Source organism: Microbacterium sp. NPDC056569, assembly GCF_042793475.1.
In the GTDB taxonomy this organism is placed as follows: Bacteria; Actinomycetota; Actinomycetes; order Actinomycetales; family Microbacteriaceae; genus Microbacterium.
The window spans coordinates 81618-96613 of sequence record NZ_JBHTUV010000003.1; the positions used below are offsets into that span (position 1 = coordinate 81618).

A 14996-nucleotide genomic window follows, 5' to 3' on the forward strand; every position below is an offset into this window, starting at 1 on the left:
CAGTCATGACCGTCGAGAACGTGCTCGCCCCTCCCGCGCGCACCCTTGAGCCGCACGACCCCTTCCTCGAGTCGATCGTCGACCCCGACGCCGATCCGTCGGGCGGCCCGCACGCGGCTTCTCGTGACGAGCGAACGGATGCTGCGACCCGCCGCGCCGCACTGCGCCCGGTGATCGCCGTGCTCAAGCAGCCGACCCTCGTCGCATCGATCCTCGTGCTCGCCCTCGTGACGCTGTGGGCGCTGGTGCCCTCGTGGTTCACGGCGTGGGATCCGATCGTCGGCGTCCCCCAGGACCGCCTGCTGCCGCCGAGCCCCGAGCACCTCTTCGGCACCGACAACCTCGGGCGCGACCTCTACGCCCGCGTCGTCTACGGATCAGCGACGTCGCTCGCCGCGACCTCCGTCGCGGTCATCGTAGGGCTCGCGGTCGGCTCGCTGTTCGGGCTGCTCGCCGGCTTCCTCCGCGGCTTCGTCGACGACGCGATCATGCGCTTCATGGACGTGCTGCTCGCGATCCCGAGCCTGCTGCTCTCGCTCGCCCTCATCACCGCGCTCGGCTTCGGCACCCTCAACGTCGCGATCGCGGTCGGACTCGCGAGCATCGCCTCGTTCTCCCGCGTCATGCGCGCCGAAGTGCTGCAGATCGCGACCGCCGTCTACGTCGAGGCGGCGCACGTCTCGGGCGTGCGCTGGTACACGGTGCTGCGCCGGCACGTGCTTCCGAACGCATCCGGACCCGTCGTCGCACTTGCCGCCCTCGAGTTCGGCGTCATGGTGCTCGCCATCTCGTCGCTGTCGTTCCTCGGCTTCGGCGCACCGCCGCCCACGCCCGAGTGGGGCTCGCTCGTCGCCGGCGGGCGGGACTACCTCGCCGTGGCGTGGTGGCTCACCACGTTCCCGGGCCTCGTCATCGTCGCCGTCGTGCTGTCGGCCAACCGCATCTCGCGCGCCCTCGAGCGCAATGGAGGAATCCGATGACCGCGCTGCTGGAGGTCTCGAACCTGTCCGTCTCGTACACGCTGGGCGGCGAGCCGAAGCCGGCGGTCCGCGACGTGAGCTTCACCGTCGACCGCGGCGAGGTCGTCGCGATCGTCGGCGAGTCCGGCTCGGGCAAGAGCACGACCGCGCACGCGGTGATCCACCTCCTCGCCTCGAATGCGGCGGTGGACGCCGGCTCGATCGTCTTCGACGGCACCGACCTCACCGGGCTCTCGCGCCGCGCCTGGCGTGAGGTGCGCGGTCGCGCGATCGGGCTCATCCCGCAGGACCCGACCACGAGCCTCAACCCGGTCAAGCGCGTGGGTCGCCAGGTGGGCGAGCCGCTCGTGATCCACGGGCTCGCCACGCGCCGCGGCGCGGATGCGCAGGCCGTCGAGCTGCTGCGCCTCGCCGGCATCGGAGAGCCCGAGGCACGCGCCAAGCAGTTCCCGCACCAGTTCTCCGGCGGCATGAAGCAGCGCGCGCTCATCGCCACGGCGCTGGCCGCCGAGCCGAAGCTCGTGATCGCCGACGAGCCGACGAGCGCCCTCGACGTCACGGTGCAGAAGCAGATCCTGGACCACATCGACACGCTGGCGTCGACGCTCGGCACGGCCGTGCTGCTCATCACGCACGACCTCGGCGTCGCCGCCGACCGCGCCGAGCGCATCATCGTGATGCAGAACGGCGAGATCGTCGAGACCGGCGCCGCTCGCCAGGTGCTGGAGGATCCGCAGCATCCGTACACCCGCGCCCTGATCGCCGCGGCGCCCGGGCTGCGCGGCGGGACCCCGCGGGTTTTCGAGCGACCGCTTCGGACGGACACGGATGCTGCTTCCCCGCCGCTCCTGGAGGTCACGGGTCTCCGCAAGGAGTTTCCGCTCCCCGGGCGCGAGAAGCTCCTCGCCGTCGACGACGTGACGTTCCGCGTCGACCGCGGCGAGACGCTCGCGATCGTGGGCGAGTCGGGATCGGGCAAGAGCACGACGGCGCGACTGGCGCTGCGCCTCGAGAAGCCGTCGGCGGGCAGCATCCGTTTCGACGGAAACAACCTCGTCACCGCGAGTCGGGAAGAGCTGCGCGCGCTGCGCCGGCGCTTCCAGCTCGTCTACCAGAGCCCGTTCGCATCGCTCGACCCGCGGTTCACGATCGCCGAGGTGATCGACGAGCCGCTGCGCGCGTACGGCATCGGCAAAGCCGAGCGGGGGCACCGCGTGCGCGAGCTGATCGAGCAGGTGGCGCTGCCGGCGAGCACCGCGTCGCGGCGTCCGGCCGAGCTGTCGGGCGGTCAGCGGCAGCGCGTCGCCATCGCGCGCGCTCTCGCGCTGCACCCCGATCTCGTCGTGCTCGACGAGGCCGTGTCGGCGCTCGACGTGTCGGTGCAGGCGCAGATCCTCGACCTGCTCGCCGCCGTGCAGCGCGAGGTGGGGGTGTCGTACCTGTTCATCAGTCACGACCTCGCGGTGGTGCGCGAGATCTCGGACCGCGTTGCCGTGATGCAGCACGGGCGCATCGTCGAGCAGGGCGCGACCGCGCAGGTGCTGAGCGCACCGCGCGAGGAGTACACGCGCAGGCTGATCGAGGCGATCCCGGGGTCGAGTCTGTCGGCGCCCGTGCTCGCGGAAGGGGCGGTCGCATGAGCGCCCGCGCGACACTGGCCGAGCAGACGACCGAGCTGTTGCAGGAGCTGATCCGCAACGCGGCCGTCAATGACGGGACCCCCGACTCGGGGCACGAGTACCTGCAGGTGGGCACGCTGCAGCGCTTCTTCGAGGGTTCCGGGCTCGAGGGCGTCGTCGTCGAGCCGCACCCCGGCCGGGCGTCGCTCATCATCCGCATCGAGGGCACCGATCCGACCGCGCCGTCACTCGCCCTCGTCGGGCACACCGACGTGGTGCCGGTCGAGCCGTCGGGCTGGACGCGCGACCCGTTCGGCGGCGAGATCGTCGACGGCGTGCTGTGGGGACGCGGCGCGATCGACATGCTCAACCTCACCGCCGCGTACGCCGTGGTGACCCGTGCGATCGCGACGGGTGGGTTCCGTCCGCGCGGCGACCTCATCTTCGCCGCCGTCGCCGACGAGGAGAACGGCAGCCGCTTCGGCGTCGGGTGGCTCACCGAGCACCGCCTCGACCTGATCGACGCCGACTACGTGCTCACCGAATCCGGCGGCGCCCATGCAGGGTCCCGTCCGCACCTCGGCGTGATGGTCGGCGAGAAGGGCGGGGCCGGCCGTCTGCTGCGCGTGACCGGCGCGCCCGGTCACGGCTCTGCACCGTGGGGTTCGCGCAACGCCGCGGTCATCGCGGCCGAGGCCGTGACCCGCCTCGCGCGGCACCGTGGAACGACCGTCATCACGCCGCAGTGGCGCGCGTACGCCGAGGCGCTCGACCTCGACCCCGAGACCCGCACCGCCCTCACCGACCCCGGGCGGTTCTACGACGGCCTGCCGCACCTCGGCAACCTCGACGGATTCGCGCACGCCTCGACCCACACCACGGTCTCGCCCACCATCGTGCGCGCGGGCGAGAAGGGCAACGTCATCCCGGGCACGGCCACCGTCCAGCTCGACATCCGCATCCTGCCCGACGTCACGCGCGACGACGTCGAGGGTCTCATCCGCGACGCGCTCGGCGACCTCATCGAGCACATCGAGATCGAGGGCGACTGGTTCGGCGAATCGACCATCTCATCCGTCGACACGCCTCTCTTCGACGCGCTCGGCAGCGCGGTGCGCCGCGCCTACCCGTCTGCTGAGCTGCTGCCGATGCTCGGCGTCGGCGGCACCGACGGCCGTTTCTACCGGCGCCGCGGCATCCCGGCCTACGGCTTCGGCGTGCTCAGCGAGCGCTGGGACTACGGCACCTTCCGCCGCCTCTTCCACGGCAACGACGAGCGCATCGACCTCGACTCGATCGCCCTCACGGTCGACGCCCTCGACCACGCCGTGCGCACGTTCCACGCCGACTCGAGCACGGCGACGCGCACCCGCGTGTCGGAGCCCGCAAACGCCTGACCGTGGAAGCTGCGCGGGCCGCAGCATCCGTTCCCCATCCACCCCACCGAGGAGCACCCATGACCACCACCCTCAACTCCGATGTCGATCGCGCCGTGTTCGGGCGCGAATGGGAGGACTGGCACCGCACGCACGAGACGCGGCGCGCCGACTCCCTCGGCTTCTTCGCGATCACGGGCCTCTACTGGCTCGGCGCCGACCCGATCACGCTGCCGGGCGCGCCCGGCTCGTGGAGCCTCGGCGCCGACGGCGTGGTCGTCGAGCTCGACGAGGGCGAGAGCCTGACGCTCGACGGCGAGACGATCACCGGCAGCCACGCGTTCGGTGAGATCGCCGAACGCGGCAGCGTCACGCCCACCTTCACCGACGGAGACGTCGCCGGTGCGGTCGAGATCGCGATCCGCGGCGGGCACACCATCCTGCGCCCCCGCCGTGCCGACCACCCGTTCCTCGCGGAGTACTCAGGCACTCCGACGTACGTGCCGAACCCGCGCTGGCGCGTGGTGGCGCGCTTCCGCCCGTTCGACGCCCCGCGGCCGACCGAGGTCGGCGCCGCCGTCGACGGCCTCACGCACGTGTACGACGCTCCGGGAGTGCTCGAGTTCTCGTGGCGCGGCGAGGAGTTCACGCTCACCGCGTTCGAGGGCAAGGCGCCCGGCACACTGCTCGTGCTCTTCACCGACGCGACGAGCGGGCTCACCACCTACGCCGCGAACCGCTCGGTGGGGATCGACGCGCCGGACGCCGACGGCTGGACCACGATCGACTTCAATCGCGCCGTGAACCTGCCGTGCGCGTACACGGACTTCGCGACGTGCCCGCTGCCGCCGGAGGGCAACCGCCTGCCGATCGGCATCGAGGCCGGCGAGAAGACGCCGCTCGCACGCGTGATCTCGAACGCCGCGCTCGTCGCGCCGGGGGTGGCCGCATGAGGTTCCAGCTGCTCGACATCGTCCCCTACCGCGCGGATCCGATCACCGGCCGCCAGGTCTCGCCCGCTGAGCGCTTCGCCGAGACGCTCCAGCAGGCGATCCGCGCCGAGGAGCTGGGATTGGATGCTGTGGCCATCGGCGAACGCCATGCCGGCCACTTCATCTCCTCGTCGCCGACGGTGCTGCTGGGTGCGATCGCGGCGCAGACGCGCAGCATCCGTCTCAATTCCGGCGTGACCGTCCTCTCGGTGCTGGATCCCGTGCGCGTCGCCGAGGACTACGCGACGATCGACCAGCTCTCTGGCGGACGCCTCGACATCACGATCGGCAAGGGCAACGAGGTCGCGCAGTTCCCGCTGTTCGGACTCGACATCGACGACCAGTGGGAGCTGCTCGCCGAGAAGTACGAGCTGCTCCGCACGCTGTGGCGCGAGGAGGACGTCACGTGGCCGGGCACGGAGTTCACGCGGGCGCTGACGGGCGTGACGACGCTGCCGCGGCCTTTCGCCGGCGCGCCGCGCGTGTGGCACGGGTCGGCGACGACGCTGTTCTCCGCAGGACTGGCGGCGAAGTTCGGCGATCCGCTCTTCAGCGCGAACGCGATCCAGCCGCTCGAGAACTACGGCGTGCTGGTCGACCACTACCGCTCCGAGTACGCGCGACATGGCCACGATGCCGCGGGCGCGTTCGTCGCCGCGGGATCGGGAGCGCTTTTCATCGCCGATACGACCGAGGAGGCGATCGCCCAGTACGGCCCGGTCTATAACGCCATCGTCGCCGCCACCAACGTGCCCGGGAACAACACCCCGTTCCGCGACATCGAGCACGCCGTCGCCGAGGGTCCCGCCCTCGTCGGCACACCGCAGCAGGTGATCGACAAGATCGCGCGGTTCCACGGCCGGCTCGGGCACGACCTCCAGTCGATCAGCCTGCCGACGACGGTGCCGTTCGCGCAGCAGCTCGAGATTCTCGAGCGGTTCGCCCTGGAGGTCGCGCCGGTGCTGCGGCGGGAGTTCCCGACGGCGCTGTGGACGGATGCCGACCCCCTCGGTCAGCGGGAGCGCGAGCTCGCGACCGCATGAGTCCCGAGAGCGCGGTCCGCGACGCGACTGCTGCAGTCTCCGGCGAGCGCCGCGTCCCGCGACGCAGCGGCCGCAGGGAACTGCAGCAGTCGCACGCATGGCCGGCGCTCTGGGCGTGTCTGGCGGCGGGCTTCGCGACGCTCTTCGACGCCGTCGTCATCACCTACGCGGCGCCGGCGGTGAGCGCGTCGCTCGGCGGCTCCACCGCGGGCGTGCAGTGGCTGCTCGCGTCGTTCTCGCTGACGTTCGGGCTCGGACTGATCCCGTCGGGGCGGCTCGGCGACGTCTACGGGCGTCGGCTGCTGTTCCTCGTGGGTTCGGGGATCTTCCTGGTCGGCGGCGTGGCCGCCGTGGTCGCGCCGACGATCGGGGTGCTCGTGGCGGCGCGGTTCGTGCAGGGCCTCGGCGCCGGCGTCATCAGCGCCCAGGTGCTCGGCGCGATCCAGGACCTCTTCACCGGGAGGTCGCGCCTGAGCGCCCTCGCCGCGTACACCGCCGTCGGCGGTCTCGCGGGCGTCCTCGGCCCGGTGCTCGCGGCTCTGGTGATCGGGGCCGCTCCCGCCGATGTCGCGTGGCGGGTGGTGCTGCTGACGCCGCTGCCTCTGGTGGTCGCCGCATTCGTGCTCGGATGGCGAGGGATGCCGGGGCCCCGTGCGCGCCCGCACGGGTCGGGGTCCGAGCGCGTCTGGCTCGACCTGCCGGGCATCGTGCTGCTGTGCCTCGTGGTGGTGGCGCTGACCCTGCCCGTCGTGGAGCCGGGACTCTCAGGACTCTCGGGTCTGGCGGTGGCTGGCGCCGCGGTGGTGCTGGGACTCGTGCTGGTGCTGTGGGAGCGCCGGTACGCGCGACGTGGGCGGCTTCCGCTGTTCGCGCCGGCGCTGGTGCGGTCCCGCGGGTTCGTCGTGGGGAACGTCGTCGCGCTGCTGTGGTTCGGCAGCGGCATGGCGGCAGGGTCCGCCGTGACCCTCTACTTCCTGCAGTCGCCGGCGCTGTCGGCACTGGTGATCGCGCTCGTCTTCGCACCGGGTGCGCTGGCCCGGCTGGCCGGATCGCTGTTCAGTCTGCGGGTGGTCGGGCTTCTCGGCTCCTCGGCGACGGTGTGGCTGGGCCTCGGGCTGCAGGCCGTGCTGTTCGCGGGCCTGGCGGTCGTGGCGCCGCTCGTGCCGGGCGGCGTGCTGTTCGTCATCGCGGCCGGCGCCCAGATCGGGCTGGGGATCGGCGGCGGGCTCGTCGAGCCGGTGGTGCGGGCCACGACCCTGTCGTTCGCGCCGGCCGAGCTGCACGGCGTCGCCGCTTCGTTCCTGCAGCTCACGCAGCGACTGGCCGCGACTTTCCTGGTGGCCCTGGCCACCGGCATCCTTCTCACGTCCAGCGGCACCGCGACCGCCGCGACCCTGCAGGCCGCGCTGGTGACCTGTGCGGTGGGCTCGGCGGTGGCGCTGGCCGCGTCGGCCGACCCCGCGTTCCGGCGGGCGGGGACACGGGCCGAGCGGCGCGCCGCTGCGCAGCGGTTCCCGGAGCGCGGTGCGGTCGTGACGGGCGTCCCCGGGCCCGCGCGGTCTATCGTTCGGGGTCGCGAAGCTGGGCGAGCAGTTCGAAGTCGCCCGAACCTGTGAACTCGGTGATGCGCCTGTTCACCACTCGGTACATGGCGAACTCCGCGACATTGGCATGCCGTCTGGTCGGCGCGACTCCGCGGAAGACGCCCAGGTGCGTGCCGTTGCCGCGCAGGTGCGCGGCCACGCGGTCGTCTTCCACGACCAGCTGGATGCGACGCCAGCGCCAGTCGGGGAACGCGTGGAACAGGTCGGCCATGTCTGAGATCCACGCGTCCGCGCCGCCCGGGAGGTGAGCCCGCCGGACCGAGGGAGCGACGAACGCGCGGATCGCGTCGAGGTCGTGACGATTGCAGGCATCGAGGAATTCCGCGTACCACTCATGGGTCTCCCAGGGCTCCATCCCTGCCATTATCCGCGGGATCCAGAACGCCCTCGCGCTCTCGCTTCGTCGGCGCGCAGAGCCACCGCGCGATCGCGCTGCGCGCGTCACCCGATGCGCGCAGCCGCTCCTGACACGACGATCCCGCCCGCGGCGGGGATGTCCACGGTGAGCTCGCTCGGGCGGCCGACGTGGCTGCCCTGGAGGATCACGACGCGCGCCGGCGCCTCCAGTGCGTGGGTGGCGCGGAGGTAGCCGCCGGTCGCGGCCGCCGCCGCGCCGGTCGCGGGATCCTCGATGATCGGCCCGACGGGGAAGACGTTGCGGGCGTGCCACCGATCGGCGCTCTCGGGCCACAGCACGATCATGGTCGCGGGCCACCCCCGCGCGTCGAGCACCGCACGCGCCCGGTCGGGATCGATGGCGAACCCGTCGAAGACCTCGCGATCGGCGAGCACGACGAGCGGGTGCCAATTGCCGCCGAACGCCTGTGCCGGGGCGAAGTCCGGGTGCAGATCCTTGTCCGACAGCCCGATCGCGCCGAGCACGTCGGCCAGAGCATCGGCGAGCAGCGGGGCGATGTCGGGCTCGACGCTCGTGAACGACACGCGCCGGCCCGCGTCGGCGTGCGTCGCGGTGACGATGTCGACGACCCCGACCGGTGTCTCGAACGAGATCGGGCCATCGCCCTCGACCTCGGCGATCGCTGCCGCCGCCGCGACAGTGGCGTGGCCGCAGAACGGCACTTCGGCGTGGGGTGAGAAGTAGCGGATCGCCCGCCCGGCCCCGTTGCCGGCGTCGGTCACGAACGCCGTCTCGGCGTACCCGAGGTCGGCGGCGATGCCCAGCATCGCAGCATCCGTCAATCCATCGGCATCGAGGACGACACCCGCGGGGTTCCCGCCCGCGGGATCTGAGGAGAACGCGGTCCAGCGCTGGATGTCGATCGAGCTCATCTGGTCACGATAGGTCAGCCCGAGGCGCCTCGGTCGCCACACGGCGGCCGATTCCTGCCGATCAGTGTGCGCGGCGCCGGCGGGCGATCCCGATCCAGATCAGTGCCAGTCCGACGACGAGGACGATCGGACCGATCGTCGCCCACAGCGCGGAGCCGCTCATCGCCGACCCGCCCAGCACGTTGAAGCCCTGCAGGGTCCACACCAGCCCGACGAGGACCAGGATCACGCCAGGCACGAGGAAGGGCCACATTCGCTTCACGACCCCGACTCTAGGACGGCGGCGCTCCGCGCGACAGAGCGCGGGCTCAGCCGTCGCCGAGCAGCCAGTTCACGATGCGTCGTGGCGATGGTGCGCGGCGTCTCCGCGAGGCACGCGAGGTATTCCTCCCCCGTGGGCATCTGCGGCGCGGCGGCCATAGACCACTATCCCCACGAGCGGTCGCGCCGGCCAGTGCGGTGGCAGGATCGAAGCGTGGTGTCATTGACGCAGCCGGCGAGCGCGGAGTGGCGCGAGCACCCTGAAGGCTTCCGGCGCTGGGAGAAGTCGACCCGCCTCGGCGACGGACCGGAGATCTGGACCTGGGCTCGGACCGAGGTGCTGAGGTGGGGCGTCAAGACCCGCAGCGGCTTCACCGTCTCACCGGAGCAGGCGGTCCGATCGGGTGACCGTCCGGCGATCGTGGCGCACCCGTTCGGCCTGTCGGTGCGCGAGCCCGTCGAGGTGGTCGCGGTCGTCGACGAGGACGACCGCGTCGGCTTCGCCTATCGCACGCTCGCGGGCCACCCGGTCTCGGGAGAGGAGGCGTTCATCGTGCACCGCGAGGGCGATGCGGTGATCCTCACCGTCCGCTCACTCACACGACCCGGTCGCGGGCACTGGCGGGCGCTCTACCCGGTCCTGCTCGTCGCGCAGTCGGTCGCTCGCCGCCGCTATCTCCGCGCACTCCGCCTGCGCGCGACCCGCTGACGCCACCGGCCCGGCTATTGCCCGCCGAGCTCCCCCGGGTGCGTGAGGCGCCACTCGTCCGTCGGCGGAACGATGGCGCCTTCGATCTCGATCGGAACGGTCACCGTGTTCGGCCCCGCCGTCCACGTGATGCTCCCGACCACCTCGCCGTCCGTGTAGGTCTTCGGGGTCGTCGTCGTCATCTCCACCGAGATCGGGGTGTCGGACCACGTGAAGATCGTCACGTAGTCGGAGACCACGACTTCTGCCGACGAACCCCACGGGGTCGTGATCGTTCCGACCTTCTGGTCCCGCTCGGCGACAGGGACCTCACGGAAGCCGGCACGGATGCTGTCGATCAGGGCCATCACGTTGTGGTTGACGTTGGCGCGCGTCATTCCGCCGAGCAGCACTCCGGTCACCGCGAGCGGCTGTGCGGTCCCGACAGGAACGGATGCGGTGAACAGCAGGTTGTACGTGCCCTCCCCGAGGTTGCCCGTCTTGAGGCCGGTGATGCCGTTGCTTCCGAGCAGGTCGTTGGTGTTCACGATCCGCCCCGGACCGGGCAGCGTGAGGGAGGAGGTCGCGGAGATGCTCGCGATGGCCGGATGCGCGGCCGCGATCTTCCCGAGCGCGATGAGGTCGGCCGGGGTGCTGGTGTTGCGCGGATCGAGACCGGTCGGCTCGACGATGGTCGTGCCGGTGAGGCCGTTCGCGGCGAGCCACCGCTGCGCGGCCCCGCGGAAGGCGCCCTGCGAACCGAAGGCCCAGGTGGAGACGGCCTCGGCGTAGTTGCTCGCCGAGGGGATGAGCATCGTCGCGATCGCGTCGTGCAGCGACAGCGAGCTGCCCGTGGGCATCGCCGCGATCGTCGCGCCCCGCACGTAGTACTGGTCGTAGAGATCGTGGTCGGCCTTGCTGAAGGTGATCGTGGGCCCGGGATCCGCGGCATCCGCCAGTGGATGCCTGTCGAGGATCACGAGTGCCGTGATGACCTTCGTGATGCTCGCGATCGACTGCGGTTCGCTCGTGCCGCTCGTCGCCCAGATGCCGCTCGCGCCCGCACCGAGGTACTCGTCGGCACCCGCGACCGCGATCGCGGCCGCGCCGGAAGAGGGGAGCGCGACGGCCGCAGCCGCCGGCACCGTCACGGGCGGCTCGTGCGTCTCGACGACGGGTGCGCTCAGGGGCGCGGTCAGTGCCCACCACACGTATCCACCCGGGACGCCGAGCAGCACCACGAGCACGATCGCGGTGACGAGCAGCCCGATGCGACGGCGCCGGCGGCGCACCACCGGATCCACCGCGCGGCGCGGCGGATCGCCGAACATCTGCTCCTGGCTGATCAGCCGCGTGAACTCCTCGAGCTCGTCGGTCGGCTGCTGGGGTGTCGAAATGGAAGGCTCCCGTCCCGATGCTGAACCCATCATGCAGCATTGAGACTCCCCGTCTCACCCCATCCACAGGGGTCTGCGTCACGCCGGCGGAGATACCGCGGGCTCGGGCGCAAGGTCGTAGCCGAACGTGTACAGCTCGATCCAGCGGCCGGGCTGCACCTCCCACGCGCCCTCGCGCTCCGACAGCCGCTCGAAGCCGAGCTTCGCGTACAGCGCGTGGGCGCCGGTCATCTCGGGGCCGCTGTTCATCACGACGCGGTGCGAGCCCCGCTCGCGCGCGAGGTCGATGACGTGGCGGGTGAGCGCCTCGCCGATGCCCCGGCCACGGGCGGCAGGAGCCACCGCGAGCTGCCGGAAGTCCGTCTCGCCAGGCTGCGCCATCTCGGCGAGCGGACGGTTCGGCCGCGCGACCCACACCGTCCCGAGGATCTCTCCGCCCGGCTCGACGGCCACCCACACGTCGCCCCCGCCCACACGGCTCGCGACGTCGCGCAACGAGGCGACGTACTCGTCGGACAGCTTGTCGTAGCTCGACAGGTACGCGTCCGCGGTCACCTCACCGGCGCGCTCGTACTCCTCCGTGCGGACGAGCCGAATGGACCACTCCGGAGACACGGATGCTGCCTCCCCGGCGGCCCCGGCCGGCTCCGGCCCGTCGCCCCACGCCTCGGCCAGCAGCTCGTACGACCGCACGCGGTCTGCGTGGTCGTGGGTGACCGTCGTGACCAGGAGCTCGTCGGCGCCGGTCACGCGCTGCAGCGTCTCGAGTCGCTCGACCACGGTCTCGGGCGACCCGACGAACTGCGTGTCGAGGCGGTCGCGGACCACGGCGAGCTCGTCGGCCGTCAGCGGCTCGGCGTCGGCCTCGTCGGGCGAGGGGAAGGGGACGGCGCCCTGGCCGGCGCGGATGCTGTGCACCCATCGACCGTAACCCGCGGCGAGACGGCGGGAGGCAGCATCCGTCTCCGCGACGACGGCGTCGACCGACACGATGACGTAGGGCTCGGCGATGCGACCGGGCCGGAAGGCGGCACGGTATTCCGCGATCGCCTCGAGCACGAATCCGGGGGCGACGTGGTAGTTCGCGCCGAAGGGCAGGCCGAGCTCGCCGGCGAGGCGCGCGCTCGGACCGGCGGTGGAGCCGTGGATCCAGACGGCGACGTCGGCACCCTCGGCGGGCGTGACGTGGATCGGCACGTCCTCGGGCGGCGAGAACGTGCCGTCGAAGAACGACAGGATGTCGGCGACGTCGTCGGCGAAGCGCTCGGCGTCGGCCTCGGTGCGCCCGAGCAGGCGCGCCTGCACGACGAAGCGCTCGGAGTCGAACCCCGCGAACGGGCGGGCGGCGGGCAGCAGAAGCCCGTCGACGACCCGGTCCTCGGACGCGGCGGGGAGCGCGGTCGCCGCCGCGCTGCGCGATCCGGAGCGGCCGATGCCGAGGTCGAACCGGCCCGGGTGCAGCTGCGCCACGATGCCGGCCGCCTCCGCGACCTGCGCCGGGGAGTAGTTGCCGATGATGGTGGCGGCGGTGCCGACACGGATGCTGTGCGTCACGGCGGCGACGGATGCCAGCAGCACGTGCGGCGCGGCGCCCGCGATGCCGGGGTTGAAGTGGTGCTCAGCCACCCAGTAGCGCCGGTAGCCGAGCCGCTCCGCCGCCTGCGCGAGCTCGATGCTGGCGCGGAGACCGTCGGCGGACGTCTGCCCCGAGCCGAACGGCGAGAGATCGAGGACGGACAGCGGAACGCGGGACATGCGTGCTCCCTGGTGGTGGCGCAGTACTGATGGTGCGGGAGGGAAGACCGGCACAGAATCGGAGGTTTTCGGCGACGCGCCGGGGGACGGATGCTGCCGCCCGGCGTGTCGTGCGAAACCTCCGATTCTGTGCTCGCGCGGCGTCAGGACTTGGGCAGTCCCGGCGGGTTGATGAGGCTCTCGTCGACGCGCTCCGACGTGAGGTCCCAGATCTCGAGGACCTCGTCGTACTGGCCGTTCTCGATGAGGTGGTTGAGCGCGATGCCCACCGGCTCGATCAGGCCGTTGCCCTTGGCGGTCGCCGCGGCGATGTTCGCGGTCAGCGGCCAGCCGCCGGGCACGAGGCCGACGAGCTTGGTGTCACCGGTCTCGCGGGCGGCCCAGGCCGACGTCGCGTTCGGACCGAACGTCGCGTCGATGCGGCCCGACTGCAGCGCCAGCACGGTCGCGGCATTGTCGTCGAAGTACTGCAGCTCCGCGGGCTCCTCGCCCGCGGCCTCGAGCTCCTCGTTCCACGCCAGCAGCACCTGCTCCTGGTTCGTGCCCGAGCCGACCGCGATCTTGAGACCCGTGATGTCGGCGGCCTCCTCGATCTTCTCGATGTCGCTGTCGCTCTTCACGTAGAAGCCGAGCAGGTCCTCGCGGTAGCTCGCGAAGTCGTAGAGCTCCTTGCGCTCCTCGGTCACGGTGACGTTCGAGGTGATGAGGTCGTACTTGCCCGACTGGATGCCGAGGGGCCAGTCCGCCCACGCGACGACGACGGGGTTGTACTCGAGACCGAGGGCGTCGGCGATCAGCGCGCCGATGTTCGGCTCGGTGCCCGCCGGGTCGGTCTCTCCCTCCGGGATGTAGCCCAGCGGAGGGACGTACGCGGAGTGCGCCACGGTGAGCTTGCCCGCCTCGACCGGCTCGAAGCCGCTCGCCTCGAGCGCCTCGACGGCCTCGGCCACGGGCTCGTCGAGACGGACCCACTGGATGTCGTCGGTGGTGACGTTCGCCGACTCCTCGATCGCGTCCGGCGCGGCCGCCTCGGCGGGGGCGTTCTGGTTCACGCCCCAGACGATGCCGCCGACGATCGCGGCCACCGCGACGACGCCGACGCCGATCGCGATGCCCTGCTTCTTGCTCAGTGCCATTGCTGTGTTTCCTTCTTCTCGGGTGAGGACTCGATGTCGAGATCTCGGGGTCAGGCCAGGACCTTCGCGAGGAAGTCCTGGACGCGGGGGTGCTGAGGACGTACGAGCACCTCGGACGGCGGGCCCTGCTCGATGACCACGCCGCCGTCGAGGAACACCACACGGTCGGCGACCTCGCGGGCGAAGCCGACCTCGTGCGTGACGATGACGAGCGTCGTGCCGAGCTGCGCCAGGTCGCGGATGACGTCGAGCACCTCGCCGACGAGCTCGGGATCGAGGGCGCTCGTCGGCTCGTCGAACAGGATCACCTTGGGCTTGAGGGCGAGGGCGCGCGCGATCGCCACGCGCTGCTGCTGGCCGCCCGACAGCTGCCGGGGGTAGTGCTCGGCCTTGTCGGCGAGCCCCACTCGGTCGAGCAGGCCGAGCGCGAGCTCGCGGGCGTCGTCCTTCGAGAGCCGGCCGAGGGCGACGGGCGCCTCGGTGACGTTCTCGAGAGCCGTCAGGTGCGGGAAGAGGTTGAAGTTCTGGAACACGATGCCGATCTGCGTGCGGCGCTCCAGCACTTCGCGCTCGCGCAGCTCGTAGAGCTTGCCGTGACGCAGCTCGTAGCCGATGAGCTGGCCGTCGACCGTGACCGAGCCGCGGTCGACGCTCTCGAGGTGGTTGATCGTGCGCAGGAGCGTCGACTTGCCCGAGCCGCTCGGCCCGAGGATCGCGACGACCTCGCCGGGCTCGACGGTGAGGTCGATCCCGCGCAGCACCTCCACGCCGCCGTAGCTCTTGTGCACGTTGTGGATCTCGACGAGCCCGCGCGTGGCGGCCTGGTCGACGGTGTCGATGACGGTTGTCGCCATG

Annotated in this window: 14 protein-coding genes; 7 read left to right on the forward strand and 7 right to left on the reverse strand. The window is 71.7% G+C overall.

Annotated elements, in window-relative coordinates; genetic code table 11:
- Positions 1-5 precede the first annotated feature (5 nt).
- From ACFQ7C_RS04685 to ACFQ7C_RS04710, 6 genes are read left to right on the forward strand one after another with little or no spacing between them, the layout of a single operon-like run.
- Positions 6-980 (forward strand): ABC transporter permease, encoded by a 975-nt coding sequence (locus tag ACFQ7C_RS04685; RefSeq protein WP_378898359.1) that lies wholly within the window; start codon positions 6-8, stop codon positions 978-980.
- Positions 977-2620 carry a dipeptide ABC transporter ATP-binding protein gene (locus tag ACFQ7C_RS04690; RefSeq protein WP_378898360.1) on the forward strand — a complete coding sequence of 548 codons (1644 nt, stop codon included), beginning with the start codon at positions 977-979 and terminating at the stop codon, positions 2618-2620. Before ACFQ7C_RS04685 ends, ACFQ7C_RS04690 begins: the two co-directional genes overlap by 4 nt.
- Positions 2617-3996 carry a M20/M25/M40 family metallo-hydrolase gene (locus ACFQ7C_RS04695; RefSeq protein ID WP_378898361.1) on the forward strand — a complete coding sequence of 460 codons (1380 nt, stop codon included), beginning with the start codon at positions 2617-2619 and terminating at the stop codon, positions 3994-3996. The genes ACFQ7C_RS04690 and ACFQ7C_RS04695 overlap by 4 nt, the downstream gene beginning before the upstream one ends.
- Before the next feature lie 59 nt (positions 3997-4055).
- Positions 4056-4928, forward strand: coding sequence for a DUF1684 domain-containing protein (locus ACFQ7C_RS04700; protein ID WP_378898362.1), 873 nt, complete (start codon positions 4056-4058; stop codon positions 4926-4928).
- Positions 4925-6010 carry an LLM class flavin-dependent oxidoreductase gene (locus ACFQ7C_RS04705; protein ID WP_378898363.1) on the forward strand — a complete coding sequence of 362 codons (1086 nt, stop codon included), beginning with the start codon at positions 4925-4927 and terminating at the stop codon, positions 6008-6010. Before ACFQ7C_RS04700 ends, ACFQ7C_RS04705 begins: the two co-directional genes overlap by 4 nt.
- Positions 6007-7626 (forward strand): MFS transporter, encoded by a 1620-nt coding sequence (locus ACFQ7C_RS04710; RefSeq protein WP_378898364.1) that lies wholly within the window; start codon positions 6007-6009, stop codon positions 7624-7626. Before ACFQ7C_RS04705 ends, ACFQ7C_RS04710 begins: the two co-directional genes overlap by 4 nt.
- On the opposite strand, the gene ACFQ7C_RS04715 is transcribed toward ACFQ7C_RS04710, so the two are convergent.
- From ACFQ7C_RS04715 to ACFQ7C_RS04725, 3 genes are all read right to left on the reverse strand, one after another.
- Positions 7571-7969, reverse strand: coding sequence for an ester cyclase (locus tag ACFQ7C_RS04715; RefSeq protein ID WP_378898365.1), 399 nt, complete (start codon positions 7967-7969; stop codon positions 7571-7573). The genes ACFQ7C_RS04710 and ACFQ7C_RS04715 overlap by 56 nt on opposite strands.
- Before the next feature lie 86 nt (positions 7970-8055).
- A complete protein-coding gene (locus tag ACFQ7C_RS04720; RefSeq protein WP_378898366.1) occupies positions 8056-8904 on the reverse strand; it encodes a PhzF family phenazine biosynthesis protein in 849 nt (282 codons plus the stop codon).
- 61 nt (positions 8905-8965) lie between these two features.
- Complete coding sequence (locus ACFQ7C_RS04725; protein WP_378898594.1) at positions 8966-9157, reverse strand: hypothetical protein; 192 nt, start codon at positions 9155-9157, stop codon at positions 8966-8968.
- 222 nt (positions 9158-9379) lie between these two features.
- Here ACFQ7C_RS04725 and ACFQ7C_RS04730 point away from each other — a divergent pair, with 222 nt between their 5' ends.
- Complete coding sequence (locus ACFQ7C_RS04730; RefSeq protein ID WP_378898367.1) at positions 9380-9874, forward strand: DUF1990 family protein; 495 nt, start codon at positions 9380-9382, stop codon at positions 9872-9874.
- A gap of 14 nt (positions 9875-9888) precedes the next feature.
- On the opposite strand, the gene ACFQ7C_RS04735 is transcribed toward ACFQ7C_RS04730, so the two are convergent.
- From ACFQ7C_RS04735 to ACFQ7C_RS04750, 4 genes are all read right to left on the reverse strand, one after another.
- The gene (locus tag ACFQ7C_RS04735) at positions 9889-11283 is read right to left on the reverse strand and encodes a D-alanyl-D-alanine carboxypeptidase family protein (protein WP_378898368.1); all 1395 of its coding nucleotides are present in this window, start codon (positions 11281-11283) and stop codon (positions 9889-9891) included.
- 45 nt (positions 11284-11328) lie between these two features.
- Complete coding sequence (locus ACFQ7C_RS04740; RefSeq protein WP_378898369.1) at positions 11329-13005, reverse strand: LLM class flavin-dependent oxidoreductase; 1677 nt, start codon at positions 13003-13005, stop codon at positions 11329-11331.
- A 143-nt stretch (positions 13006-13148) separates the two neighbouring features.
- Positions 13149-14141, reverse strand: a complete 993-nt coding sequence (locus ACFQ7C_RS04745; RefSeq protein ID WP_378898370.1) for an ABC transporter substrate-binding protein — start codon at positions 14139-14141, stop codon at positions 13149-13151.
- Between the two features lie 50 nt (positions 14142-14191).
- Positions 14192-14995, reverse strand: coding sequence for an amino acid ABC transporter ATP-binding protein (locus tag ACFQ7C_RS04750; RefSeq protein ID WP_378898371.1), 804 nt, complete (start codon positions 14993-14995; stop codon positions 14192-14194).
- Between the last annotated feature and the right edge of the window lies 1 nt (position 14996).